General features: G+C 46.9%; 27 protein-coding genes. 18 read left to right on the top strand and 9 right to left on the bottom strand.

Translation table 11 applies throughout. The annotated features are described in order from the left end of the window. Positions 1-87: 87 nt before the first annotated feature. The gene (gene recA, locus ACNI23_RS11460; protein ID WP_420248810.1) at positions 88-1,155 is read right to left on the bottom strand and encodes a recombinase RecA; all 1,068 of its coding nucleotides are present in this window, start codon (positions 1,153-1,155) and stop codon (positions 88-90) included. 25 nt (positions 1,156-1,180) lie between these two features. Further along, a complete protein-coding gene (locus tag ACNI23_RS11455; RefSeq protein ID WP_420248809.1) occupies positions 1,181-1,333 on the bottom strand; it encodes a hypothetical protein in 153 nt (50 codons plus the stop codon). An 82-nt stretch (positions 1,334-1,415) separates the two neighbouring features. On the opposite strand from ACNI23_RS11455, the gene ACNI23_RS11450 reads away from it, so the two are divergent. Then, a complete protein-coding gene (locus tag ACNI23_RS11450) occupies positions 1,416-2,465 on the top strand; it encodes a tRNA(5-methylaminomethyl-2-thiouridylate) methyltransferase (protein ID WP_420248808.1) in 1,050 nt (349 codons plus the stop codon). Between the two features lie 189 nt (positions 2,466-2,654). Then, positions 2,655-3,602 carry a calcium/sodium antiporter gene (locus ACNI23_RS11445; protein ID WP_420248806.1) on the top strand — a complete coding sequence of 316 codons (948 nt, stop codon included), beginning with the start codon at positions 2,655-2,657 and terminating at the stop codon, positions 3,600-3,602. An 87-nt stretch (positions 3,603-3,689) separates the two neighbouring features. Here ACNI23_RS11445 and ACNI23_RS11440 read toward each other — a convergent pair whose 3' ends face one another. Beyond that, positions 3,690-3,896 carry a TOBE domain-containing protein gene (locus ACNI23_RS11440; protein ID WP_420248804.1) on the bottom strand — a complete coding sequence of 69 codons (207 nt, stop codon included), beginning with the start codon at positions 3,894-3,896 and terminating at the stop codon, positions 3,690-3,692. Positions 3,897-4,169: 273 nt separating this feature from the next. Here ACNI23_RS11440 and ACNI23_RS11435 point away from each other — a divergent pair, with 273 nt between their 5' ends. The 4 genes from ACNI23_RS11435 (at position 4,170) to rnr (ending at position 10,040) form a co-directional block, all read left to right on the top strand. Further along, the gene (locus tag ACNI23_RS11435; RefSeq protein WP_420248802.1) at positions 4,170-5,618 is read left to right on the top strand and encodes an oligopeptide:H+ symporter; all 1,449 of its coding nucleotides are present in this window, start codon (positions 4,170-4,172) and stop codon (positions 5,616-5,618) included. 139 nt (positions 5,619-5,757) lie between these two features. Further along, positions 5,758-6,489, top strand: a complete 732-nt coding sequence (locus ACNI23_RS11430) for a Bax inhibitor-1/YccA family protein (protein WP_420248801.1) — start codon at positions 5,758-5,760, stop codon at positions 6,487-6,489. An 86-nt stretch (positions 6,490-6,575) separates the two neighbouring features. Further along, complete coding sequence (gene lpxK / locus ACNI23_RS11425) at positions 6,576-7,655, top strand: tetraacyldisaccharide 4'-kinase (RefSeq protein ID WP_420248799.1); 1,080 nt, start codon at positions 6,576-6,578, stop codon at positions 7,653-7,655. Between the two features lie 144 nt (positions 7,656-7,799). Further along, positions 7,800-10,040: a ribonuclease R gene (gene rnr / locus ACNI23_RS11420; protein WP_420248798.1), complete on the top strand. Its 2,241-nt coding sequence runs from the start codon at positions 7,800-7,802 to the stop codon at positions 10,038-10,040. A gap of 63 nt (positions 10,041-10,103) precedes the next feature. Here rnr and ACNI23_RS11415 read toward each other — a convergent pair whose 3' ends face one another. After that, positions 10,104-10,403, bottom strand: coding sequence for a hypothetical protein (locus ACNI23_RS11415; protein ID WP_420248796.1), 300 nt, complete (start codon positions 10,401-10,403; stop codon positions 10,104-10,106). Between the two features lie 162 nt (positions 10,404-10,565). Between ACNI23_RS11415 and ACNI23_RS11410 the strand changes: the two genes are divergently transcribed. The 3 genes from ACNI23_RS11410 (at position 10,566) to ACNI23_RS11400 (ending at position 12,629) form a co-directional block, all read left to right on the top strand. Further along, positions 10,566-11,222: a LexA family transcriptional regulator gene (locus ACNI23_RS11410; RefSeq protein ID WP_420248794.1), complete on the top strand. Its 657-nt coding sequence runs from the start codon at positions 10,566-10,568 to the stop codon at positions 11,220-11,222. Between the two features lie 217 nt (positions 11,223-11,439). Next, a complete protein-coding gene (locus ACNI23_RS11405; RefSeq protein ID WP_015852978.1) occupies positions 11,440-11,607 on the top strand; it encodes a hypothetical protein in 168 nt (55 codons plus the stop codon). Between the two features lie 311 nt (positions 11,608-11,918). Further along, positions 11,919-12,629, top strand: coding sequence for a peptide arginase family protein (locus ACNI23_RS11400; RefSeq protein ID WP_420248792.1), 711 nt, complete (start codon positions 11,919-11,921; stop codon positions 12,627-12,629). 91 nt (positions 12,630-12,720) lie between these two features. On the opposite strand, the gene ACNI23_RS11395 is transcribed toward ACNI23_RS11400, so the two are convergent. Together ACNI23_RS11395 and ACNI23_RS11390 are read right to left on the bottom strand one after the other, a co-directional pair. Continuing rightward, positions 12,721-13,059: a hypothetical protein gene (locus tag ACNI23_RS11395; protein WP_320174455.1), complete on the bottom strand. Its 339-nt coding sequence runs from the start codon at positions 13,057-13,059 to the stop codon at positions 12,721-12,723. Between the two features lie 279 nt (positions 13,060-13,338). Next, positions 13,339-13,920 (bottom strand): hypothetical protein, encoded by a 582-nt coding sequence (locus ACNI23_RS11390; RefSeq protein ID WP_420248790.1) that lies wholly within the window; start codon positions 13,918-13,920, stop codon positions 13,339-13,341. Positions 13,921-14,000: 80 nt separating this feature from the next. On the opposite strand from ACNI23_RS11390, the gene ACNI23_RS11385 reads away from it, so the two are divergent. The 5 genes from ACNI23_RS11385 (at position 14,001) to ACNI23_RS11365 (ending at position 20,150) form a co-directional block, all read left to right on the top strand. After that, positions 14,001-14,462 carry a hypothetical protein gene (locus ACNI23_RS11385; protein WP_420248788.1) on the top strand — a complete coding sequence of 154 codons (462 nt, stop codon included), beginning with the start codon at positions 14,001-14,003 and terminating at the stop codon, positions 14,460-14,462. Positions 14,463-14,542: 80 nt separating this feature from the next. Then, positions 14,543-14,716 carry a hypothetical protein gene (locus tag ACNI23_RS11380; RefSeq protein WP_420248786.1) on the top strand — a complete coding sequence of 58 codons (174 nt, stop codon included), beginning with the start codon at positions 14,543-14,545 and terminating at the stop codon, positions 14,714-14,716. Between the two features lie 173 nt (positions 14,717-14,889). Further along, positions 14,890-15,939: an endonuclease/exonuclease/phosphatase family protein gene (locus ACNI23_RS11375; protein WP_420248785.1), complete on the top strand. Its 1,050-nt coding sequence runs from the start codon at positions 14,890-14,892 to the stop codon at positions 15,937-15,939. A gap of 174 nt (positions 15,940-16,113) precedes the next feature. Then, on the top strand, positions 16,114-17,109 hold the full coding sequence (locus ACNI23_RS11370) for an ABC transporter substrate-binding protein (RefSeq protein WP_420248783.1): 996 nt from the start codon (positions 16,114-16,116) through the stop codon (positions 17,107-17,109). 20 nt (positions 17,110-17,129) lie between these two features. After that, positions 17,130-20,150, top strand: a complete 3,021-nt coding sequence (locus ACNI23_RS11365; RefSeq protein WP_420248781.1) for a response regulator — start codon at positions 17,130-17,132, stop codon at positions 20,148-20,150. 10 nt (positions 20,151-20,160) lie between these two features. On the opposite strand, the gene ACNI23_RS11360 is transcribed toward ACNI23_RS11365, so the two are convergent. Further along, positions 20,161-20,586: an iron-sulfur cluster assembly scaffold protein gene (locus ACNI23_RS11360; RefSeq protein ID WP_420248780.1), complete on the bottom strand. Its 426-nt coding sequence runs from the start codon at positions 20,584-20,586 to the stop codon at positions 20,161-20,163. 180 nt (positions 20,587-20,766) lie between these two features. Here ACNI23_RS11360 and ACNI23_RS11355 point away from each other — a divergent pair, with 180 nt between their 5' ends. Both ACNI23_RS11355 and ACNI23_RS11350 read left to right on the top strand, forming a co-directional pair. Beyond that, positions 20,767-21,684, top strand: a complete 918-nt coding sequence (locus ACNI23_RS11355) for a LysR family transcriptional regulator (RefSeq protein WP_420248778.1) — start codon at positions 20,767-20,769, stop codon at positions 21,682-21,684. Positions 21,685-21,700: 16 nt separating this feature from the next. Further along, complete coding sequence (locus tag ACNI23_RS11350; RefSeq protein ID WP_420248776.1) at positions 21,701-22,885, top strand: GNAT family N-acetyltransferase; 1,185 nt, start codon at positions 21,701-21,703, stop codon at positions 22,883-22,885. On the opposite strand, the gene ACNI23_RS11345 is transcribed toward ACNI23_RS11350, so the two are convergent. Further along, complete coding sequence (locus ACNI23_RS11345; RefSeq protein WP_420248774.1) at positions 22,882-23,487, bottom strand: YqiA/YcfP family alpha/beta fold hydrolase; 606 nt, start codon at positions 23,485-23,487, stop codon at positions 22,882-22,884. The two genes, ACNI23_RS11350 and ACNI23_RS11345, sit on opposite strands and share 4 nt — an antisense overlap. 233 nt (positions 23,488-23,720) lie before the next feature. On the opposite strand from ACNI23_RS11345, the gene ACNI23_RS11340 reads away from it, so the two are divergent. After that, on the top strand, positions 23,721-24,857 hold the full coding sequence (locus tag ACNI23_RS11340) for a GAK system CofD-like protein (protein WP_420248772.1): 1,137 nt from the start codon (positions 23,721-23,723) through the stop codon (positions 24,855-24,857). Between the two features lie 29 nt (positions 24,858-24,886). Then, on the top strand, positions 24,887-25,738 hold the full coding sequence (locus tag ACNI23_RS11335; protein ID WP_420248771.1) for a deoxyribonuclease IV: 852 nt from the start codon (positions 24,887-24,889) through the stop codon (positions 25,736-25,738). A gap of 69 nt (positions 25,739-25,807) precedes the next feature. On the opposite strand, the gene ACNI23_RS11330 is transcribed toward ACNI23_RS11335, so the two are convergent. Continuing rightward, complete coding sequence (locus ACNI23_RS11330; RefSeq protein ID WP_015852963.1) at positions 25,808-26,083, bottom strand: DUF2325 domain-containing protein; 276 nt, start codon at positions 26,081-26,083, stop codon at positions 25,808-25,810. Positions 26,084-26,173: the final 90 nt, after the last annotated feature.

Here is a 26,173-nt window from a genome sequence, read left to right as displayed (position 1 = left end):
ATCACCGAAAAGAGTTATTTCTTCTCGGTTTTATTTCAGAACCCCGCCGAAACGGGGTTCATTAAATTTAAGCTGGGCCAACAGGCTTTACTCTGTCGGGCCTTGTTCGTCAACCTTCTCGTCTACATTCGCATCGGGGTCCTCTTTCATGCCGAGGTGGATGAGAAGTTTATCTTCAATCTGCTGTCGCAGTTCCGGAGTTTCCACGAGGAACTGGCGGACATTTTCTTTACCCTGTCCCAAGCGTTCGGAGCCGAAGGCGTACCATGCGCCGGATTTATCCACGATACCGTGATCTACGCCTAGGTCGAGGAGTTCGCCTTCGCGGGACATTCCTGTTCCATAAAGGATATCAACCAGAGCTTCACGGAACGGCGGTGCAACTTTGTTCTTAATAATTTTGATTCGGGTGCGTGAACCGAAGACTTCTTCCTTATCTTTCAGGGTCTGGATTTTGCGGATGTCCAGACGAATGGAAGAGTAGAACTTAAGAGCGTTACCACCGGAAGTTGTTTCCGGGCTGCCGTATCCGGTCATGCCGATCTTCATACGGATCTGGTTGATGAACAGAACAACGGCCTTGGATTTATGGATGGTACCGGTCAGTTTTCTCAGGGCATGTGACATGAGTCGTGCCTGTCCGCCGACTTGGGTTTCACCCATGTTGCCTTCAAGTTCAGCCTGCGGGATAAGTGCTGCAACGGAGTCGATAATAACGATATCTACTGCTCCGGAGCGGACTAGCAGGTCGGTGATTTCAAGGGCCTGCTCACCGTAGTCAGGCTGGGAAATGAGCAGTTCGTCGGTGTTTACGCCGAGTCTTTTGGCATATTTCACATCAAGAGCGTGTTCCGCATCAACAAATGCAGCGGTTCCGCCCAGTTTCTGGCATTCCGCGATAACATGCAGGGCCAGTGTGGTTTTACCGGAAGATTCCGGGCCGTATACCTCGGTTATTCTGCCTTTTGGAATACCGCCGATGCCCAGAGCCATATCAAGGCTGATGGACCCGGTGGGGATTATCGGAATATTGTGTGAGGCTTCAGAATCAAGGCGCATGATAGAGCCCTTACCGAACTTGCGCTCGATGGTTGTCAGGGCTGTACTCAGGGCTGCCTTGCGGAGGTCTTCGGGATTTGCGTTTTTCTTGCTCATTTTATCTCCATATAATGTTGGACGTTCAACGTATCCTGTTCTTGTCTATTGTCACATGTGCAAGGCCGGAGTTGTGAGCACCTAAATAAAATGCTGCAACACCTGCGTCCGGGATGCGTTTATCGTCCTCCTGCCTGTCTGTTTCGAATTTTCGACACAGCAGGCAAGTGATTTCCATATCAAACACTCATTGATAAAGCAATGGATTCGGGGGTACGGATTTTGTTGCGGTTTCCATAAAATGAAGGTACAGCCGCCCCATGAAGAAACAATATGACGCTTTGGCCCTGTTTTCCGGGGGCCTCGATAGTATACTGGCCTGCAAGGTCATTCAGGATCAGGGACTCAAGGTTCTTGGTCTGCACTTTGTTACGCCTTTTTTCGGTAATCCTGAGAAGATAGAACATTGGCAGGAAGTCTACGGCGTGGAGATCATGCCCGTGGATATCAGCAAAAAATATATTCAGATGATGATGGACGTGCCTGATCACGGCATGGGGAAGCTGGTCAACCCCTGCGTGGATTGCAAGATCATGATGATCAGCCACGCTAAAACTCTCATGAAAGAGTTCGGGGCAAAATTCATCATTTCGGGTGAAGTGACCGGGCAGCGTCCCATGTCCCAGCGTCCGCCTGTCTTAAACGCCATCCGTAATAGCTCGGAAACAGGTGATATCCTGCTTCGTCCGCTTTGTGCCCATTCTCAGCCCGAGACCGCTGTGGAAAGATCCGGTCTGGTAGATCGCGAGAAATTGCCCAATATTTTCGGGCGAGGCCGCAAAATTCAGCTTCAGATGGCCAAGGACTATGGTTTCTCAGAAGTTCCCACTCCCGCAGGCGGCTGTAAGCTTACCGAGCAGGAAAATGCAGCACGCTATTTTCCGCTTTTGCAGCGTCTGACTGAAGCGGATGTGAATTCCTTCCAGCTGGCAACTACCGGACGTCAGTTCTGGGCCGGAAACAAGATGCTGGTAGTCGGGCGTAACAGCAATGACAATGAGCGCATTGAAGACCTTTACGAAGGCGAAGACTATCTTTTCGAGGTACGCGGTTTCCCCGGTCCCTTAAGCATAGGGCGTTCTTTTTGCGATGAAGAATGGAATCAGCAGGACGTACTCGATGCAGCAGCCATGACCGCATCCTTTTCGCCCAAGGCTGTTAAATCCGGCGAGGAAATTCACGTGTCCATAATCGGGCCCGAAGGCGAGATGATCGTAAAGGTAATGCCCAACCGCGAAACATCTTTTGTTCGCCCTACTCTTGATGGTCTTAAAGAATGGAAAAAAGAACGCGGGAAGCAGAATAGTTAGACATGCCTTCGCCGTCTTGTATAGTAAAGTTGGCCGGAAATACTTTTGCATTCGGCACCTAACTGTTATCCTGTCCCGGAATTAACAAACTAAAGTCAACCCTCAGGGATTCCAAAGGGGCTTAGTCCCTTTGGCCGCCGGAGGCGAAATCTCACATTAAAAGCGCGATGCGCATCAAAAAGGGTTTTCATGCTTTCTAATACATTTTTCTTTGTATTGAGTATCTTCTTGCTATGGTTCGGAGCGGACTGGATTGTTGAGTCTGCCTCGAAGATTGCGAAGAAATACAAGGTTTCTGATCTGGTAATCGGCTTGACTATTGTGGCTTTCGGTACTTCTGCGCCGGAATTTCTGGTTACAGCCACAGCAGCATTCAAGGGACTTTCTGATATTTCCCTTTCCAATGTTGTCGGGTCTAACATTTTCAACTTGGGTTTTATTCTGGGGCTGATGGCTCTGATAAAGCCTTTGCCGACCAACAGATCGCTGGCAATGCGCGATACGCCGCTGTTGCTTTTCACCACCGCGCTCATTCTGGGGCTGGCCTATTTTGATATGCTGGACCGTTCTGCCGGTCTTATGCTGCTGGCGATCCTCGGTGGTTACATTGCTTATCTGCTGGTGCACAGCAAAAGGGCAGCCAATGCCATGGCCGGGATTGTTCCGGAGGTGGAAGAAGAGGACGGCAGCGAGATCAGCGCAAAAGACTGGCTTAAGTTGCTGGCAGGATTTATCGGCATCGCACTTGGCGGTGAGTTTATGGTTGACGCAGCTTCGGAAATAGCCCGTCATTTCGGTGTATCCAACTGGGTTATCGGCATGACCATCGTTGCTGCCGGAACCTCTCTGCCGGAGCTGGTGACCTGTCTTGCCGCTTCCCTCAAGGGCCGTAATGAAATGCTGCTCGGTAACCTCATCGGAAGTGACTTTTTCAACTTCGCAGGCGTACTAGGTCTTACTTGTCTGCTGCGTCCGCTTGAAGTTTCTCCGGATGCCATGCCCGGACTTACCGTACTGGTCGGGATGGTCGCACTGGTGCTTTTCTTCATCCGTACCGGGTGGAAGGTTTCTCGTCTGGAAGGCGCAGTTCTTGTTTGTCTGAGTCTCGGGCGCTGGTGGTTTGACTTTACCAGCTAAGATCATTTTATAATTTAAAATGCAAAGGCCTGCGGAATTCTTTTCCGCAGGCCTTTTTTTTGGGGCAGATCAAAGCATCAGCTATAGCTATTTAGCTACCATGACACTTGTTGCTTTGATCATGGCTTTTACGGTTTCGCCTTCTTTGAGTCCCATTCTTTCTACAGAATTCTTGGTAATGATTGAGACAATTTCAACTCCCGGTGCAACTTCGATAATAACTTCAGCGTTTACCATGCCGACAGTAATTTCTTTGATTTTCCCAGGGACGAGATTACGAGCACTAAGTTCCATTCTGATTCTCCTTTTCAGTTTGAAGGTTTGGTGAGTCTTTATGTTATAATTTAAATTTAAGTCAAGTGTTAATTTGTCTTAACATTCAGTTTTTGTGTGTAAATTATATAAGTTATGTTAGGTTTATTGGCGGAATATCTGTGAGAGGAGACTGTCTTTGGTAAGTTCTGGTGTCCTATTTCGGAGCTTGTGTTTACTCATCCTCGCATTTCATCCTTATCTGTCGTATAAAGCGAAATAAAATACCAAGCTGTCCAGAATAAGGAGTTCGTGATGTCGCAGAGTTCAAGCGGTGCTTTCAGCCATCCCAAGCCATTTTATCTGCTCTTCTCCGTGGAGATGTGGGAACGGTTCGGTTACTACGGAATGCAGGCGCTTCTGGTCTTGTTTATGGTCAAGAAACTGGGGTTCTCTGACAATCTGGCAGACCAGACCTTCAGTGCTTTTGCGGCTCTTGTTTATGCTTTTATCTGTGCTGGCGGTTATATCGGTGACAAAATTTTAGGTAACCGCAGGACCATGTTTCTGGGAGCTATTGTTCTTGCTTCCGGGTATGGGCTGCTGGGGTATGACTGCGAAAAATTTCTGTATCCGGCACTGGGTATCATCATTGCCGGGAACGGATTGTTCAAGGCTAATCCCTCCGCGCTTGTTTCCAAGCTTTATGAGAAGGGTGATTCGCGTGTCGACGGTGCTTTTACGCTTTATTACATGGCCATCAATATCGGTTCTTTCGCAGCCATGTCGCTCTGTCCGATTATCCAAAAGCATTATGGTTGGAACGCAGGTTTTTTTGTCTGTTTCATCGGTATGCTTATAGCTATCGGTAACTATATTGCTTTTCGTTCTATTCTCGATCCGGTCGGTTCTGAGGCTGATTTTGAACCGCTGAATATGAAGAAACTGCTGCTTACCCTGATCGGAACCGCTGCCATTGCAAGTCTTTCGGCTGTGTTGCTGACTCATCTTACTCTTGCTCATGAACTGCTTTACGCCGCCCTTGTGGTGGTGGCGGTACTTTATGTGCGCGAGATTTTGCGCGCAGAACAGCATGAAAAAGCCAATCTGATTATCTGTTTGATTCTTATGGCTGAGGCTATCGTGTTCTTTGCCCTTTATCAGCAGATGCCGACCTCTCTTAACCTTTTCGCGGCCCGCAATGTGGATCCGCATATCTTTGGTGTTCCGGTTGAAGCAGCTTCTTTTCAGGCTTTGAATCCGTTCTGGGTTATGGCCATCAGTCCGGTGTTGGCGGTGGTTTATGCCCGTTTGGATCGAGCTGGGAAGGATTTATCCCTGCCCGGAAAATTTGCGCTCGGTATGCTCATGTGTTGTGCGGCGTTCATGACTTTGGCTTATGTTGCCAGATATCAGGCCGATGCCAATGGTTTTGTGTCCGGTAACTGGCTGGTTCTCAGTTATGGGTTCCAGAGTCTCGGCGAACTGCTGGTCAGCGGCCTCGGGCTGGCAATGGTGGCCCGTTTGACCCCGGAACGGTCCATGGGATTTATGATGGGCGCATGGTTCATGTTCCAATCTGTGGCGATGGTTCTCGGTGGAGAGATCGCGACTATGGCCAGTGTTCCGGAGCATGGGGTGACTGCGTTGCAGTCTCTTGATATTTATGATGATCTGTTTTTGAAGATTGGAGTAGCTACCGGGGCTATCGGTTTGGTTATGACCGGGTTTGTTCCGGTGCTGAAAAAGTATATCCGGGACTAGTCGGGAGTATTTGCCCCGCTGAAAATCGACCGAAAAACCTTGCCTGTAGGCCTTAAGCTGTTTATTTATACTCTGAAAGTATATAAAAAAACGCGAACAGGAATGTTCGTTCTTAAAAAAGAATTCAAGGAGATTAACTATGAGTAGATTCGGTGCAGCCGGTTCCGTTAGCGCGAGACCGGAAGTCCTTAATGCATTTATGCGCGGCATTTACAGCTGGATGAGCGCGGGCCTGTTGGCAACCGCCGCCGTGGCATGGGTAACCCTTTCCACCCCGGCAGTGCTGAACCTCGTGCTGGCCCAGAATCCCGAAACCGGAGCAATTGCCCCGACCATGCTGTTCTGGGTTGCGGCCATCGGCGAAATCGGTCTGGTGTTTTATCTGTCCATGCGTATTTCCAAACTGTCCGCCGGTGCAGCCACCGGGCTGTTTATGGCCTATAGCGCACTGAACGGTTTGACCCTATCCACTATCCTGATCGCCTACACTGCGGCATCTATTTTCCAGACCTTCCTCGTTACCGCAGGAATGTTCGGAGCTATGTCCCTGTACGGTTTGACTACCCGTAAGGATCTGACCGGTATGGGGTCTTTCATGATGATGGGGCTTTTCGGTATCCTCATTGCCATGGTGGTGAACTTCTTCATGCAGAGTTCTGCCATGACTTTTGCCATTTCTGTTCTGGGTGTATTCATCTTCGCAGGCCTGACCGCTTACGACTCCCAGAAGCTCAAGGATATGGGCGAGTACATTCCTGCTGATGATGCAACCGCAGTAAGACGCGGTACCATCCTTGGCGCGCTGACCCTGTACCTCGACTTTATCAATATGTTCATCTTCCTGCTCCGCCTTATGGGTAACCGCGAGTAGTTGAGATAAGTTGTACATTTACAGGCACGCTCAAACCCAGTAGGGTTTGAGCGTGCTTTTTTTGTGTATAATCCAAGGAGATTGCCGTGTCCCTGCTGTTTAAGGCTCAGAAAATTCTCAGCCCCGTTCTCGCTCCCGTTTCAAAAGGATATGGAGCGGTTATGGCCCGTCGTGCGGAAAAATATGCGCAGGGAGAATATGAGCTTTTTCGCCCCGAATGCCCTTGTATTTCCATAGGCAATATAGGTTCCGGGGGGAGCGGTAAAACTCCTGTTGCGGACTGGCTGCTCAAGTGGGCGGAGCGCGAGGGTTTGTTGACAGTGCTGCTGACACGTGGTTATGGGGCCAAGCCCGCGCATTTACCGTATCTGGTGAATCGGTTTAGCCCGGTTGGTGAGGCCGGGGATGAGCCGCTCATGCTGGCAAATGACAACCCGCAGGCGAAGATTGTGGTTGATCCTGTGCGTAAACGTTCGGGTGCTTGGGCTACGCAGGAATTTCAGCCGGGACTGATGCTGCTTGATGACGGTTTCCAGCATATGGCGGTTGAGCGTGATCTGGATTTCGTACTGCTTACACCCGATGATCTTACAGCAGGCTGGGATAAGGTTATTCCACGGGGCACATGGCGGGAGAGTAAGCAGGCATTGCAACGGGCTGATGTTTTTTTTGTGAAAAGCGGGCCGGAAACTTTTAAAAGTATGCGCTCGTTGATAAAACAGAAACTGGCTGAGTTCGGTAAACCCGTATTTCAATTTGAACTGAAAGCTAAAGGGCTCAAGCTTCTCGGCGGGGGAGAGCGGCTTCATTTCGGTAGTGATAAATATCTGCTCTTTGCCGGGATCGGCAAGCCGGAAATTCTGCGTGAGGATGCAGCCAAATACATGGGCCGTGCGCCGGAAGAATTCATAATTTTTAAAGATCACCATGCTTACACTGTGCAGGATGAGGAAATGCTCCGCAGGAAAGCGGCGGCAGTGGGTGCTAAGCGGATTATCTGCACTCCCAAGGACGCTGTAAAACTGACTAAACTCGGGTGTGAAGACTTTTACGTAATTGATTTGGAAGTGGAATTTAGAGAAGCCATATTTTTTGATGATACAGAAGAAGCTCCCTTCGATAAGTGGTGGAATAAACAAATATTAATCGACGCATTTAATGAATAAGAATACTACGCCTCCCCAAAGTAAACACAGCGAAGCTTATTAAAAGGTTTTGGGATTTTTAAACCCTTTTGCAAAAGGGTTTAAGCCGCCGGAGGCAAAATCAAATCATAATAAAGCGCGATAGCGCATCAAATAGGAAAAGAAATGGGAAAAAAAAGAAAATCCAAAAATCCCGGCATGATCAAGCCCTATGAGGCTATGAATGTTTTTAAGCAAAGCCGCAAACCTTTATCCTTAGGCGAGCTGGAGAAAAGGCTCGGACTGACCAAGCGGCATCGTAAATTCGTTAAAGACATACTGAAAGACCTTGTCCGCGAAGGTAAAATTATCAAGATCGGCAGTTCTTACGGTGTTGTTGAGAAGATGAATATGGTTACCGGAAAGCTGCAGGTCCAACGTTCCGGCGCAGCCTTTCTGCTCCCGGACGATAAGAAACGTAAGGATATTTATATCCACACCAAGAACCTGCGTGATGCATGGCACGGCGACAGAGTAACCGTGGCAATTACCGGTTCGCATTGGGGCGGTAAACGTGAAGAAGGGCGTGTGGTTCGGGTGCTTGAACGTGGCAAGCAGGTCTTCCCGGTGCGCGTAATCCGTCCCATGGGCGGCACTGCGCTGCTTTGCCATCCCACTGATCCTCGATTGGATTTCGGTATTGTGGTGGAACCAGATGAAGCCGTGGTTACTGAGCCTGTTCTGGATGATAACGGCAGGGAAGTTTATCCGGCAGAATCCGTTGATACGGAAGTGGATTTCTCCCGTGTATCAAGAGGGGACATCCTGCTGGTGGCTCCCGGAGAGCAGATTAATCCTTCGCTTTGGGAAGGTCGTATTCTGAAAATGCTCGGCGATGAAGATGATGCCATTGTACAGGAAGCTATTGTTAAGGCTAACCATGGTATCCCAACTGCTTTTCCGAGCAAGGTTATGGCTGTGGCTGATGCTCTGCCTGATGAGCCGGTGGAAGAAGATTTTGCAGACCGTGAAGACATGCGCGATATTCCTTTTGTGACTATCGACGGTGCTACCGCAAAAGACTTTGACGATGCTGTTTTCGTGGAAAAGATAGCGGGTGGCTACCGTTTGCGGGTAGCAATTGCGGATGTCAGCCATTATGTAGCAATGGAATCCCCGCTGGATCGTGAGGCGTTGAAGCGCGGTAACTCCTACTATTTTCCCAAGTCCGTGGAACCCATGTTTCCAGAGGCTCTGAGTAACGGGCTGTGCAGTTTGAACCCGGACGTAAACCGTCTGGCAATGACCGCGACTATTGAATTTGATAAATCAGGTGCGCCTGTGAACTCTTCATTTGCCCCGGCAGTGATCAGGAGTCAGGGACGCTTGACCTATGAACAGGTATATCAGGGAGTGATTCTCGGCGAAAAGGAAGAGCAGGAAAGTCTCGGTGAGCTGCTGCCCATGCTGAAGCTTTGCGAAGAACTGGCCCGTAAGATTAACAAGCGGCGCAATGCCCGGGGCAGCCTTGAGTTTGATCTGCCGGAACCGGAAATCCTTTTTAACCTGCAGGGACGTACCGTGGATATTCGTCCGCGTTGCCGAAACTTTGCGCACCAGATTGTTGAAGAATTTATGATCGCTGCCAACGAGGCTGTAGCGGAATTCCTGACTGAAAAGGAAATCGGATGTCTGTACCGCGTGCACCCCGGACCGGATGAAGAAAAACTGACCAACCTCTTCAAAGTGCTGCGCAAGATCGGGATCAGCAAGCAGATTCCTGATCCGGTCACCCCGCAAACCTTGCAGGCTGTGATTAAAGATTCTGAAGGCACGGATCAGGAATACATTGTCAGCCGTTTGCTGCTGCGCTCCATGAAGCAGGCTAAGTATGAGCCGGATAACGAAGGACACTTCGGGCTGGCTTCTGAATGCTATTGCCATTTCACCTCACCGATCAGGCGTTATGCCGACCTCGTGGTGCACCGGCTTTTGAAAGTAGCATTGGGTGACGAGCATCAGGCTATTCCCGGACAGAAGCAACTTGGTCGTATCGGTAACGCCATCAGCGGAACCGAGCGTACAGCCATGGAAGCAGAACGCGAAATTCTCAAGCGACTGACCATCATATTCCTTAAGGATAAGGTCGGCGAGGAATTTACCGGGGTCATCTCTTCTATTGCTGAATTCGGATTCTGGGTGGAATTTCAGGAGGTCATGGCCGAAGGTATGGTCCGTCTTTCCTCGCTTGGTGATGACTATTACACTTTCTGGTCGGATCGCCAGATGATTGTCGGTGAACGCACCGGACATGCTTTCCGCTTGGGCCAGAAGATTACTGTTCGATTGGAATCAGTCAGCCTTGAGTTGCTGGAAGCGAATCTTTCACTTGTCTCCGGCGCTGAGGATTACAAGAAGTTTGTATAATAAAGAAAGCCCGCTCAATCGTTGATTGAGCGGGCTTTTTTATGTTGTGTTGTAATCTTAAATTCAGCGGGTGGCGATCTGTTCAATGCGGCGGGCAATTTTGCAGAACAGGGTTAGCTCGCACACTTTTTCGTCAATTTCACAGGCGTAGATATCGTCAGCCTCGGCAATTGCGTTAAGGGATTCATAAACTTTGACCAGATTTTCCGGTGTAATTCTACCACAGATATCTGTAATCATTTTCTTCAGTTCCATGGGAGCATCATCAAGCAATGTTAATTCAACTCCGGCATCACCGAAGTCGAATTCAAAATGCTCCACGTATTCTGTAGCTAGATTTTTAACAATCAAGTCATTACTCATCAAGCTCTCCAAAGACTATATCCCCTAACTATTTGCATACGTTACTACAAACGAATTTTTTTTGAAAGCTTTCTGTGTTTATAAAAATAGTTGCAATATCGAATTGTGAATGTTAAGTATAGATGAACTTTTGCGTTAAACAGTTGTTAATTTGAGGTGCCGATGCAAGCTAAAGATTTCGATTCATTTTTTGAAAGACTGAAAGAACATACAGATATTTCCACTCAGGCCCAGTTGGCTCGTGAACTGGGAGTCGGCAGGGCGGCAGTCTCTCTCGTTAAGAAGAAAGGTGCAGTTCCCCCGCGCTGGATTCTTGAGCTTTCCGTGCGCTATAATCTGGATTCCACTTGGCTTGAGTCCGGTTTGGGTTCCCCGCGTCCGGAAGTTAATGCTGTGGAGTTTGCAGATGAATTCTCTCGCATACCGAAAGTGGCAGCGCGTCTTTCCGCTGGTGGCGGATCCTTTGAAACCGGCGGTGAAATCGAGGGCTTCTATGCCTTCCGTAAAGATTGGATCGGCGGCAAAGGCAATCCTTCCGATATGGTTTTAATGGAAGTTTATGGCAACAGCATGGAGCCTGAATTGAAAGAAGGTGACATTGTACTGCTGGACCAGTCCCGCAAGGATATTCTTGCGGGGGGGATTTACGCCGTAGGAGTTGAAGATACTGTTATGGTTAAAAGGGTGGAAAAGCGCCCCGGGCAGGTTGTCCTGCATAGTGACAATAAAGATTATTCCCCCATTTATCTTGGCGGTGATGAGCTTGAGAATGTACGTGTTCTTGGGCAGGTTGTCTGGGTTTCCCGCGAGTATCATTAGATTTATTTGAATATTGCTTTTTCAGGCCTCCCTTTGGGGAGGCTTTTTTTTGCCTTCAATTTAGTGGAAGTTAACTTGAGGTGGAGAAATTGTTGTGTGTTGTTTATTTTAAGTTGACACGAATGTTTTGTTGTGGTTAATTGGAGTCGTCACATGGCAAGGGCACGCCGGGAAGGCGGATTTCAATCCAGATGAATTCACGAAACAGGAGTCGGTCATGCAGGAAAGATTTTGCAAATGCGGTAACAGGGTTATGGTCCAGTACCACAGCAAAAAGGACGAAGCATGGTTCACCCGTTTCTGGGTTATGGGGAATACATTCGGCAAGACCATCAGGGTCTGTCCGGTCTGCGGTTCTCCGCTTGATATAAATAGTCTCAAGTAATTCTTTGCCGGGCGGGGCAGACTTCTCTGCTTTACAGCCAGGGCAACAGTTGCGGTCGTTTCTGACTGGCATATATATATTTTATTTTTCTGCGGGCTTCTCCCCTGTTGCCTGCCGGAAGACAGCACCGTCTCATCTACACACTTAATCCATCTCTCATCATCATGGCAGATTGTCCGTCGGGGGCAATCTGCCGCCCTTTTTGCTATGTGTTTGCACTGGACAATCCTGTGCAGGCTGGACCGGAACGCGGCAGGCTGGTACACACTCTGTGTTTCGTAGCATCATGCTTGATTTTTCGGAGGTAAATAATGGGTGAATGGATTGTAGATTTTCAGGGACGGAACCACTCCACAGCTATCAAACTCAATTTCCTGTGGAAGCAAGAGAATATATTCATAATGGATAACCACCGCGCTGCTTTCTGGTGCTGGATGGAGAGTTTGAAAAAGGGTGAGAAACTGAACCTGTTCCATGTGGATCGTCACTTCGACGCTTTGTTTTCAGCGCAGGACTATTCTCATTTTCCACATGCTGAATTTGAAGATTTCGGTATCCATGAATACCTTGAGTGCGGGTATGACAATGACTTTTTTGCTGTTACACCGCTATTTCGCTGGGATAATTACCTTGGTCTCTTCATCGAAAAGTATGGAGAAAGAATTTCAAACTGGGCGTTTGCCACTCATGGTAAAGGTTCGGCTCCGCAATCTATCAGCTACGCTGCCTATGAACCTTGGGAGTTTCCTGCAGCGCTTGGAGAATTGAAGGGTAGCTGGATTTTTAACCTTGATCTGGATTATTTTTTCGGACGCATGGCTGACGGAAAGATGAATCGGCTTTTTACCGATGAGTATATTAAAGGTTGGGGATCTGAATTACGCAAAGCTCTTGATGGCGGTGTCATCAAAGTTCTGACCGTAAGCCTCAGCCCGGAATGTGCTGCTGGATGGGATGGAGCTGAAAATGCCTTGGCTTCTCTTAATAGGGGACTCGGAATCGAATTTTCCCTGCCCGTGTAGATAGTTAAGCTTAGATATATTTATATGGATTGGAAAAGCCCCGGTAATCCGTATAGGATTACCGGGGCTTTTGATTTTATTGCAGTTCGGATTAGTCTCTGTTCCAGACCTTGAATTTGTGGTTGGCGAAAAAGTCCGTGTAGAGTTCTTCCGCTTTTTCCTTGAATTTATCGTCATGCATGATCAGCACGCTCAGGGCTTCATATTTGAAATAAGCAACAACATCATCCCAGTCTATTTCTTCGTTGTGGTCTTTATGTCGGAAGCCTTGCAGGCCCGGTTCTACCAGTTTCTGGGTCATGGGGTCGTCCACCCCGGCAGTTTTGAAAAAATCGCAGATTTCTTTTTTTACTTCTTCCGGCCAGTCTGTTTCACCAAGTGGGATAAGATCCTGAAATTTGTTCTCTTGACCTTTTTTCAAAATATACATTCTAAACTCCGTATTTCAGTTTCCGTTTATTAAATTTGATTATGGAGTAAAAGCATTTGTTTTTCAAGATCCACCGCGCATCCTAAATTGAAATTAATGGAAGCTTGAAAGCGGATAAGAACACTGAAATTGCAGTGAATCGTAACCTGCATGTCATGATTTGTTCGCAGGTTCTGCTATTTTTAGTTCAACAACACTTCATGCATATCTCAAGAAAATGTACCAGCCTCTTCCCCAGTTATGCCCCCGGTCATCCCCTGACACCCTGGCCGGGGGCATTCAGTCTTCAATTCTTGTGAATCTTCCGATAATCTGACCTGTAGCCGGGTTAGAAAGGGAGTCGTCAAACTCAGTTTTCAAGAAAGTCAGTGCCGAGTAATCCGGAGAGAATACCAGGGTCCTGATTTGAGAGTTACCGCCTCTTTTATATTCGATTATATCTGTTACGTAGACCGTAGTTCCGGATATCGTCACTGATCTACGGACCTCATCCTGATCCAGCATCCATGTAGATTCAAGGTAATCTCCTATCATCGGGAGAATGTAGCTGTCGTAATGGTTTTTCCGTTCAGATTTATCTGTAGCAATATGGAGTTTGGCTTCTGTCGTGACTAATTTCCCCTTGTAGTGGACAGTTACCTTCCCTTTAAATGTTCCTGCAAAGCGGGTCTCGTTTTCAGCTTTAACTTCAGCCTTGTTTTGCGGGGCTGGTTGCTGCGTTGTTTCTTCCGTTTTAGCTCTTTCCGGAAATATTGCCTCATAGCGGGGGCGTTTTAAATCTTTAAGGTGTTCTATGTCTTGAGCTGTTGCAGGAGATAATGCGAGCCAGAGTATGACTATGGTGGCGATGAATATTTTCATAAATGAAACTCCATGGTTTTACTGGAAGTTATTTTACGCTATGCTGGCAATGCTTTAAATCGTGATTGGAGGATGAATTTATGTTTCGCATGGTTTTTATTGTTCTGTTGCTGGGCACTGGCCTACTTGTTTGTGTACCTCATCTTCAGGCTGAAATGAAGATCACCCTTAAAGATGGAAAGGTTGTAGAGGTTCCTATTTCCGAAAAAGATGTAAAGTCTATTGAATACGGTAATTCTCACGATATGCCAGAAGGTGTTTTACCGGAAAATGCTATCCGAATAGAGAGTGCTAAATATGGGAATATAAGTTTTGAGCTTGAGGGTGAGCTGGGCTACAAACAATATTTCTGCAATGCAAAAGAAGCCTTGGCAAAAGAATGCAACGGTAAAAATAAATGTCGCGTCATTGTAGGTAATACCATTTGCGGTGATCCTTATCCCGGCAAAGGTAAATATCTATACGTGGAATATACCTGTGGCCGGAAGCTCAAGAGGGCAAAAAAGTCCCAGACTGAGGTGATGGTTCTAAGTTGTCCTTAGAATAAAAGCTCTTTGTCCGGCAGGACCGATTTTTGCTTGTAACAGCAAAGGTGAAATTTATTCCTGCTGGAGGATTGCGTATGAGGAATACCCTTGCGCTGGGCCTGATCCTGCTCAGTGGCATGCTGCTTTTGAATTCAGGATATGATGTTTACCGGTCTTTTGTACCTAAGAAAATTGCGGAGCCGGTACCGGTAAGACTGGTTCGTATTGAAGGAAAAAATTGCCCTCTTTATTATCCGGAGGGACAGTAAGAAAACTCCCCTGCTGAAATTATGCAGGGGAGTTTCTTTGTTTGAATGAGTAAATTTGTTGTTGTGTGTTAGTTTATATATATGTAGATCAGTTTACTGCATTATAGGTGGAGATGAAATTCAAACCAGTGTTTACGATATTTTAACTGATTTAAGGGGTATGGGGGAGATTTATGTATACATTCTTTAAATTTTTCATCTCAATTTCTGCCTTCCTGTTCATCCTTGTTTCCGGGTATTTCCTGATCAAGTGGTTTACCAATCCGGTCTACCGGATAGGTGATTTGCGAAAAGGGCAGATCCTTAAGTTCAACGATGATGCTGAAGCCGAAGAAGTAAATAGCGATAAATTAAAAGTACTGAGTTATAATCTGGGATTTGCTGCCGGTCCGATGCAACACACATTGGCAGATGAGCATCCTGAAGATTTTTTTACGGCTAATCTGGATAAGTTCATCAATCTGGTCAGGGAAGAAGATGCGAATATCGTATTGTTGCAGGAAGTTGACCTTGATTCCAAGCGATCATGGTACATGAACCAACTGCAATATATTATGGAGCGGTTGGGATGGGGATATGCCGCTCCGGTGGTGGATTGGGATATGTATTTCCCCTTGCGCAAAGAGCGTAAGATAACCAAGGCCACGGTTGTTCTCTCAAAATTTCCCATTGCCTCAAATGAATACACCCAGACTTCCTGTAAGCCAAATTTTGAAAACCGGATATTGAATATTTTTTACTACCCCTTGCTTTGGAAATCGACCATGCAGCGCGTTGAGCTTAAAGTGGCCGGTAAGCGTGTCGATATTTACAATGTTCATCTTTGCGTTTGGAATCGTGCGGCAAGAGTGGCGCAGGCAGAATATCTTGCTGAATGGATAAATAGAGAAAGCCGGGATGTAGATTATCTTGTCGGGGGCGATTTTAATTTTCAAGCTTATATCAGAGGTACCCCAATCCCGGAAAAGGATCTCAGCAAACCGCCATTCATTAATCAATTCCGAGAAAATTTAGGCGGGATCGGTGAAATTCTGAGCGGCCCGGAAGAATCAGCTGAAGTGTTGCACAAGAATTTTACTTTTGAGGAGCGCAAGCACCGTTATGACTTCCTTTTTTACTCTGATGGGTTAGTTTTAGAGTCAGCAGAGGTGATTGATACCATTGCAGCATCTGATCATTATCCGGTGTCTGGTTCTTTTTTACTTGCAAGAGATACTTTCTGATTGATCCAATAACTTAAAAGAGGGGATGTTTGACTGTTTGGATCGTTGAAAAAATGATACAGTATTTCCGCAATCAATTTAATGTTATGTCCAAAGGATGTTTTGTACTGTGGAGATATGATGAAGAAAATACTTTTGGTGTTTACGATATTTTGCTTTTTTTGCAGCACGGCAGTGGCAGGGAAAGTAGAAACAAAGAGTATCATGATTGTCCATAGTTACGGTCTGGATAATATTTGCGGCGATCCTCAGCATCAAGGTGTGGTGGAACGTCTTGCAAACGCGGGATTTGTTGCAGGCGAAAACTTAGTTGTCCATCAGTACGCCATGAGTACTAAAAAGGTGAATAATACCCCTGAACTCATTGCAAAACAGGTAGAAATAGTTCTGGAAAAAGTCGATTCAATCCAGCCCGATGTTCTTGTCCTGTTGGATGATAATGCGTTCAGGACTGTCGGCCTCAAGCTTGTGGACAGTGATATTAATATAGTTTTTTCCGGCCTGAACGGTCAGCCTGAAGATTATGATCGAAAAGTGAAATGGATGGATTCCCGTTCTGCTCCGGGACATAATATTACCGGAGTATACGAGAAACTGCATTTTATTGATGCCTGCAAGGTGCAAAAGAAAATCCTGCCGGGGCTTAAGAAAATGCTGCTGGTTTCAGATGAATCCCCTACCGGAAAGGCAGTTCTTAAACAGCTGCGACGGGAGATAGATGAAGCCGGGAGTCAGCTGGGTATTGAATTTGAAATACGTATTGCAGCTTCTTGGGAAGAATACGTGGATATTTTGGGGCAGACCTGTTCCGACTCGAATATCGGGACCATTTATCCGGCGGCGACATTATTGACAGATAAAACCGGCAAGAGTCGATCAGCTACTGAGATTATTAAATGGACTGTGGCCAATTGCCGCATTCCGGGAATAGCAATTAACTATGCTTTTGCCCGCCTTGGAATGCTTGGAGGGGCCGGAGTCGATTTTATTGCTATGGGAAGGCAGGCAGGTGCAATGGTTGCCACTGTTTTGAATGGAACTTCTCCCGGAGAGATTCCGGTTGAAGAAGCTGAGCGTTATGCCCTTGTTTTTAATCTCAAGCGGGCAAAAGAGTTGGGCATGGAAATTCCCGCCGATATTTTGATGGCTGCTGATGTTGTATACAAATAGCTGAAATTCGCGTTGCTGAAATGAGAAATATATCTTCCTACAAGCTTTCAACCCTAGTGGCTGCCGCAATCTGTGGAATGGCTATTGTTACCGCCCTCGCTATGGGTGGTGTTTTTTCTTACAGCTATTTTAGCACGCTAAAGAATGAATATCATGATCGGGTGCGAGCAGAGGGTCAGGAAGCCAGTCTTGAATTATATAGCTTTCTTCATCGCGCAATGGCGCGCCTTGGAGAGTTGAGTAAGGATAATTCTATTCGTGTTGCCATAATGATGGGGGTGGACTACCCGCTTTCCGAAAAGCTCTCAGAATATGATCAAGCCCCATTGGGAATAGATTTTTTTGTGCTCCGTAAAGATGATGGCAGAATTTTTACTTCTTCACCCAGACCTTTTGATGAACCCTTTATTCAGAGTGCGTTAGAAAACTCTCCTCACCGTTGCTCTTTTTGCAGAGTTTCGGATGGAGGTTTTATGACCGTGTTTTCACTTCCTATTCGCAGCAGGTCCGAGATTGTGGGAAGTGCTGCCTGTCTTGTTGATTTTTCCAGATCAGAGATAGTGACTGCATTTCAAAATTCCAATGAAAGCAGGATGGTGCTCTTTGACCAGGGTAAGACCTATGACCTTATTTCCGGAGAGGTCCTTTCTTTGACTATGGGTGAATCTTCAGAGAACAAAGAACTTATAAAAGTCCGGATAGGAAAAGAGCAGCAGGGGGTTTTGTATCGTAGTGAACTGGTGCCGGGGTTGGCTTATTTTGTTTCCGATGCAAGGTTTAATCATGCATTAAAGCGTACTTTTTGGCTTTTATTGCCCTTGTTCGGTGTCGTTTTAGGACTTTGTATCGTGGTCTCCCTTATTTTGAGCAGTAAACTCACCCGTCCTCTACGCGTAATTACTGCTTCTGCCGAGGATATTTCCAAAGGACAAGAGGGTGATATCCCTGATCGCGACAGTCGCATTTCAGAAATAAACGCACTTGGAAAGGCTCTTTCTTCCATGCTGGAAAATCTTCGTCGGACCCGTGGTCTGGAACAGTATCAGTTCTTTTTTGATAATGTTGACGATCTGGTCTGCATAACCGATATGGACGGTCTTTTTCTACGGGTTAACAGCGGGGGAGCTGATTTTCTCGGCTATGGGCGTGATGAATTTTTAAAGAAGACTGTATTTGAGCTTGTTCCTCCGTATGAACGGGAAAGTTTGCGTGGTCTCATGAACAGCATTTTCGCGGGCAACAACTCCCTTCAGTTTGAGTGTCCCGCTGTGGCTAAGTCCGGTGAGATTGTCTACACCGATGTGCGTTCCCGGAGAATTTCCTATCATGGACAAGATGTTTTGCTCAGTGTTGTTCGTGATGTGACGGATCGTAAAAGGGATGAAGAAGAGCTGCAGCATTATGCCGCTGAATTGCTGAAAGCCAAAGAAATTGAAGAGCGCAACTCTGCACATATGGCCGATACTCTCAAGAAACTTGAGGAGGCTATGACAAGAGCGGAGGTTGCCAACCGGACTAAAAGTGAATTTTTAGCCCAGATGAGCCATGAAATACGGACTCCCATGAATTCAATTCTGGGTATGGCTGATATGCTTTCAGATACCAGACTGACCTCCGAACAAAGAAGTTATGTTTCCATTTTCCGGGATTCCGGGAAGGCATTGCTGAACTTGATCGATGATATACTTGATCTGTCCAAGATCGAATCCGGTAAACTCACCCTTGAGCATACCAAGTTTAATATTGATGATCTTGTGGATGAAGTTGCAGGCATCATGTCTGTAAGTGCTTGGAAAAAGAATCTGATTTTTGCCTGTCATGTTGATCCCTTTTGCCCTGCTTTTTTTGAAGGGGATCCGACAAGGATAAAACAGATTCTGGTTAACCTGCTCAGCAATGCTATTAAGTTTACTGATTCCGGATCAGTTGTGCTGGAGATTTCTTCCGCTCCCGGTTCGCAGGGAAAGACTGTGCTTAATATGGTTGTACGGGATAGCGGGATTGGTATTTCAGAGGAAAAATTCAAAGATATTTTTGAGAATTTTGTACAGGCTGATTCTTCTACAACCCGCAAATACGGTGGAACAGGACTCGGGCTATCTATTACCCGTAATCTTGTGGAACTTATGAGCGGTCATATCAATGTTCGTAATGTTTCATCCGGAGGAGCTGAATTTCGCACTGATATTGAGCTTGGCAGCATTGATGAGATTGAAGAAGATGCAGGGCTGATCAAGGATGCAATGCAGGACCGTCAGGTTTTGGTTATTGATGAACGGGGTCAGGTTCGGGATTATATTTGTAAGTGCCTGCGGGAGTGGGGAGCACATTGCATGGCAGCCGGCGATTTGAATTTTGCCTGTGTGCAGAGTGAGTCCTGCCGCAGTAATGCCGAGCTGGTAATTGTATCCGACCTGCTTGGCGAAGAAGACGGATTGAGTGAAATAGAGTCCATCAAAGCACGGCTCAACAGTGAAAATCCTGTGTTGTGTACACTTTCATCTTCGCCGGGAGTTAGTAGTAACAGCCCTGAAATAAATAATATTTTCGGTGTGAAAGGAAGTGTGCACTGGCCGGTGACTCGTGGGGGCCTGCGAAAGGCAATGCTCGGTATTTATGGTGAATCTTCCATTGAGGCCGAAAATCGGCAAGAGACAGTCGAGCTTAAACCCCTGCGTATTCTTGTGGTGGAAGATTCGGAAAACAACCGAATGTTGCTGGGGTTTTTCCTTAAAGATACTCCCTTCAGATTACGCTATGCCACTAACGGTGATGAAGCCGTGAATATGTACCATGAAAACAATTTTGATCTGGTGTTGATGGACATCCAGATGCCCGGAAAGGATGGGCTTGATGCCACCCGCGAAATCAGAGATTACGAATGGGAAAACGGATATCCGGCTACACCGATAGTGGCTTTAACAGCCAATGCCCGAGAGGAAGATCGGAAAGATTGTTTCAAGGCAGGCTGCAGCGGATTTTTGCCCAAGCCCATCAAAAAGATCTCTCTGATCAAGGAAATTCTCAGGCACAGCCTGTAGTCTGTATGGGTTATTTTTTTTGTAACCAGTTTCCCAGTGCTTCCTGCATGGCAGAAGATGCCAGATGGGCGCAATGAGTTTTGTCTTCGGGCAGTCCGCCGAGTCTTTCCAGGATGTCTTCTCCGTCGATTTCTGATGCTGCGTCAATACTTTTGCCCATGCACAGTTCGCAGACCATGTCGCTGCTGACAATGCTGGGGCCGCATCCGGTGGTGAAGAAAGAAGCTTCACTGACGGTGTTGTTGTCTATCTTGAGGAATATTTTGATGACATCACCGCAGTTTCCCCTGACTTCTCCGGTGCTATCCGGTTTTTCCATGGTCCGAGCGTAGGTCGGGTTATGCCAGCGGGAGGTTTCCTTCCCGAACATATCGTGTGCTGCGTCATCGCATTGCTGCTGAATATTGGAAAGCAGATCGTCCAGATTATCACTCATAAAAAACTCCTTTTTTAGATAAAGCGTGCAGAGGTTGGCTCAAGGCGGGAAAAAAAGCAATCAAACTTTTTGCCGTTTTTTTGCCTGCGGAGTTTAATATTGTAATTATACAGGATTTATTGTTGAATAAAACCAAACCGGGGAATTTCTTCCGGTTGGCTTTAAAATGGATTCTAATTGATGGAATTAAGGCAACTGAGATATTTTATTGCCGTGGCCGAGGAATTGCACTTCGGACGTGCGGCCCGCAGGGTGCATATTGCTCAGCCTCCTTTTTCACAGCAGATAAAGGGGCTGGAAGAAGAACTTGGTGCGCGCCTGCTGGAGCGAAACAGCCGTAAAGTACGCCTGACCAATGAAGGGCGCTATTTTTACAAGCAGGCTCTTGATATAGTGGCGCAGGCTGAAGAAGCAGCGGCTACTGTCGGAAGGATGGCCAAAGGTGAATACGGCAATATAAGGGTCGGGTTCATGGAGATTGCCATGGACAGTCTTTTGCCCGAAGCTGTGCGTTCTTTCAGCCATAGATACCCCGGAGTTTCGGTTCGGCTCAGCCAGTTCGGTGCTTCCATTCAGCTGGAGAGAATTCATTCCGGTGAGTTGGATGTGGGATTTTCAACGGTTTATCTACGCGCCATGGAAGGGTTATCATCGGTTAAACTTTTTTCCAGAAAACATGTTCTTGCGGTGCCGGAAGATCATATCTTTACGGCTGAAAAAAGCGTATCATTGAAAGAAATCGCGAGGGAGAACCTGTTAATGTTTCCCCGGAGCGGACAGCCGGACCTTTATGATGCTATCATGGCTGCCTTTAGATCTAGAGGACTGGTGCCGAAGGTCAAGCAGGAAATTTCCGGTCTTTCCGGTGCTTCGGCTTTGATTTCATCAGGCATGGGGGTAACATTTCTACCGGAAAACAGCCGTGTGTCACGCAAGGGGATTGCTATGGTGCCCATAAGCGATGATTTTCCGCGTATGGACATATACATGGTATGGAACAGCGAAGATTACTCCAATACGGCGGGAGTCTTTATGGAATGGGTTGCGGATTATTTTTCGGTATCAAGATCATTTGCCGGGAAAGTCAGCGGTCAGTAGTTTTTAGGGTTGGTAAATGACTGATATTCTGGACGGATTTGAAATTTCATGGATTCCTTCTATCACAGAAGTCGATCGTGATGAATGGAACCTTCTCGCAAAGAAATTGAATTTTCCTTTTCTTGAGTGGGACTGGCTGCGTCTTATTGAGCAGAGCAGGAGCGCCACGCCGGAAACCGGTTGGCTTACCGCCCATCTACTTGTCCGGTCCGAGGGGCGGCTAGTGGGTGCGGCTCCTCTTTTTGTCCGGGATCAGAGTGAAGGTGAGTTTATTTTTGACCGGGTATGGGTGGAAGTGGCTCAGAAGGGCGGGATGGCCTATTACCCCAAGATTGTAGGTATGAGTCCCTATACTCCTGCATCCGGTTATCGTTTTATGGTAGCTCCTGATGCCTCCGCAAAAAAGATCAACGCATTAATCAGTCAGACTCTCGACCGTTTCTGCTCAATTAACGGACTGGGCAGTTGTGCCTTCAATTTTGTTGACCCGGATTGGGCCATTGAAATGGAGTCCTATGGTTATGCCGCATGGAAGCATCAGGGATATGTCTGGACCAATGATGATTATCGGGATTTTGACCATTGGCTTACTACCTTGAACAGTAACAGGCGTAAGACAGTCCGGCGTGAACGTAAGGCCTTGCGCAGCGAAAATATCCGGGTTCTGACTTTGACAGGTTATGAAATACCGGACCGTTACTTCGACCTCATGTATAGTTGTTACGTATCCACCAACGATAAGTTCGGGGTCTGGAGCTGCAAATACCTTACACCTGATTTCTTTGAGATGCTGAAGCATAACATGCGGGAAAACCTCATGTTTACCGTAGCCTTGCGAGGAGATGATCCTGATCCGCTGGCACTATCAATGTTTGTGTTTTCCGGTGACAGACTCTGGGGCAGGTACTGGGGATGTTTTGAGGAAGTCCGTTTTCTCCACTTTGAGCTTTGTTATTACGCCCCCATTGAATGGGCTGTTGCTAACGGCATGAGTACCTATGATCCCGGCATGGGCGGCGAGCATAAGGCCAGACGCGGATTTTTTTCCACTCCATCCTATAGTCTGCATAAGTTTACGGATCCGTCCATGGACCTTACTTTCAAGACTTATATTCAGGAAGTGAACAATCTCGAAAATGGCTACATCAGCGAGATGAACGATCTTATGCCTGTAGGGCGCTTGGGCGGGGAAAAAGATTAACCCCGCAAGTTCAGCAGAAATTCCCTCACCTTAATGTCATGGCGGCAGGTCTGCTCATATCCCTCAAAACGGTGGTCGGTATTGTAGGAAATAATATCAGCCCCTGCTTTTCTGAGTATTGATTTCATAATTTTCTGATCAAGGAGCTCGTCCTGTTCGCCTATCAGAGCCAGTACTTCTCCATTACGAACTCCTTTTTCCGCAATCCCCTTATTCAATTCATCTTCCACTTCTGCAAAGCGGTTTACGTGATCTTCGGAAATGAGGATGCTGTCACCGTTGGCAAATTCGTATGTATCGCCCAGACGGTTGCGGACCAATGCTGCCGGAGTCAACGCCGGATTAATGAGCAGGGCCGGGACAGAATGCCTGAAATGCATAATCAGTGAATACAGTCCGCCCATTGATGAACCTTGCAGGATCAATGGGCGGCTTATGTTTTCCAGCACAATGGCCTCGATAATTTCAAGGGACTCCAGCGGGTCCGGTGGCAGATCCGGGCTGATCAGCTCATGGTCAGGGAAGTTTTTGCTCAGTGCTGCTGCCTTGGAGTTTGCGCCTGAAGATCCAAATCCATGTATGTTAAGAAAAATGTTTTTCATATCAGTGAGATTGAGGTATGTTGTTTGCTAATTATGAAAATAGAATATGTCGAATATATTGCCCTGAATAATAAAAAGGGTGCCGGTCTGCAAGGAAAACTGGAATTGTTTTCGCAGAATGAATCGTGGCCTTTGGTGTTCTTCAGGTCTTTTTTTGCGACATAGTTTTCCTGTATTTTCTCGCAGTTGGGAAATTTCCATAAAGGTACAGTAAAAAAATAGGCGGGACGCTAGTGAACAAAGAGCATCCGGAAATTGTTTTTTTCAGCGGGGGGACGGCCTTGAACGGGTTGGCCGCCGAGCTCGCGAAAGTCAATCCGAAGTGTGCTTATATCATCACCACTTTTGATTCCGGGGGCAGTTCTGCTGCTCTGCGCGAAGTCTTTGACATGCCTGCAGTGGGTGATGTTCGCAACCGCCTGCTTGCCCTTGCGGACAGGGAAAATCCCGAGAAGTCGAATATTGTGGAGCTTCTTGCAACCCGTTTGCCTCGTTATGCTGACAAGACCGCTCTTTACGGGCAGCTTTCCCACCTTGCCAATGGTTCACATTCCCTGATGGACGGTTTTTCTGAAATAGTACGGAAAATACTTTCCGATCGCTTTGCCCTGTTTATTGAGTTGGCCGGGGATAATTTTGATCCGGTTAATGCCAGTCTTGGAAATATAGTGCTCGCGGCAGGGTTTATGGCCCATCAGCGAATTCTTGCCCCGCCTATCGCTCAGCTTTCCCGGCTTATCGGGGCAAGGGGAATTGTCCGGGCTTCCACAGTGGATAACGGACATCTGGCTGTTCGTCTGGAAAATGGCGAAATTCTGGCCGGGCAACATCAATTCACGGGCAAGGAGACTGACCCGATATCCTCCCCCATCGATGGCATGTGGATTTGTTCCGGGGTGGATGATCCATGGCCGCGACCGGTGCATGGTTCTTCGCTGGCTATAAATCTGGTTAATAATGCGGATATGATCGTTTATCCCATGGGCAGTTTCTATTCCAGCATGCTGGCTGCGATCTCCCCTCAGGGATTGGGGCAAGCTATTTCAACGAATCCCTGTCCCAAAATCTTTATTCCGAATATGGGATTTGATCCGGAACTGATCGGCCATAATATTAATCTGCAGGTTGAGCGGTTGCTTGAAGTTCTGCGTATGGACAATTCCGCTTATATCGGCTCGGAAGCAGTGCTTAATTATATCCTTATCGATTCTGAAAATGGTACTTATCAGGAAAAGCCGGACTTGGCTGCCTTGGAAAAGTTTCCTTTGAAAGTAATTGACCGCACTTTGGTTTCAGACGAGTCTGATGGTCTGATTGACCCGCGACTGCTGGCTCCGATACTGTTGGAACTGGCAACAGTGAAGAACTAGGATTCGTAAATAAGAGAAGGATATTTTCTATGTATATAGGTGCCCATATGCCCATAACCGGCGGGGTGGATAAGGCTGTGGAGCGGATTATGTCTGTCGGCGGAACAGCGTTGCAGATTTTTACCCGCAACCAGCGTCAGTGGAAGGTGAAACCTCTTGAAGAAAAGGTAGTGGAAAATTTTAAGAAATTGCGTGAAGAATGGGGCAACTATCCGGTCAGCGTCCATGATTCATATCTCATAAACCTTGCTTCACCTAAACCGGACAGTGCTGATAAATCTGTAAAAGCTTTTGCTGAAGAATTGCGTCGTACCGAAAAGCTGGGCATCGAATATCTGGTTACCCACCCCGGCTCTCATCTTGGGTCCGGTAAGCTTGAAGCCCTTGAACGGTATGTTGCAAATTTGGATCAGGCCATTGCCCTTTCGGAAACCGAGGAAGTAAAAGTGCTTATTGAGAATACTGCCGGACAGGGAACTAATCTGGGCAGCAGGTTCGGGGAATTGGCCACTATTCTGGAAGATTCCGGCTACACATCGCGGATGGGCGTCTGCTTTGATACCTGCCATGCCTTTGCCGCCGGGTACGACCTTCGCAGTGCAGAGTCATGCGCTGAGGTATTCGAACGCTTTGACAAGCTGATCGGAATTGATTTTATCCGTTTTTTTCATCTCAATGACAGTAAACAGGAGCTTGGTTCCAATAAGGATCGCCATGAACATATCGGGCAGGGCAGTATCGGACTTGATGGATTCAGGTATATCATCAATGACGAACGGTTTGCAGCCGTACCTAAGGTTATTGAAACTCCGAAAGAAGATGATCCTGACTTTAAGCTAGATAAAAAGAATATTGATCTTTTGCGTTCTCTGCATGAATAGCAGGGATCAGAAACTGATGTCCTCGGCTGGCTGAAAGACTGTCTCCAAACCGTCTTTCCCGCCGTGGTATTAAAGATTTTCGAGGCAGCTTTTCAGGGTGGAAACTCCACATGAGTGGAACATATGCAGAGGTATCTGCTTGGCCTTGGTGTATTTTACGATATCTTTTTTCGCTGCATGGGAAATTTGATTGGTGAAGATGATTACATGGTCGGCACTGCCTAATTTTGCAGAGACCTTGTTTTCTTTCCCTGTGAATACCTTAAGTTTAACGCCTTTTTCCTTGGCAGAAACAATATAATCCCGTTTAAGTCTGTCCATTCCGCCGATAAGAGCTGCGCACATAATTGCCTCCATGTTTTTTGGTGTTGTTTATTGTTTACTGAAAATGATTTTCAGTGTCAAGCAGGGGTTTGTTTTTTTATTAAATTGTGC

This window comes from Maridesulfovibrio pacificus (SeqCode) (genome assembly GCF_048612815.1).
Taxonomy (GTDB): domain Bacteria; phylum Desulfobacterota; class Desulfovibrionia; order Desulfovibrionales; family Desulfovibrionaceae; genus Maridesulfovibrio; species Maridesulfovibrio pacificus.
The sequence above is the reverse complement of the archived record's forward strand: the minus strand, read 5'-3'. Positions and strand labels throughout refer to the sequence as shown.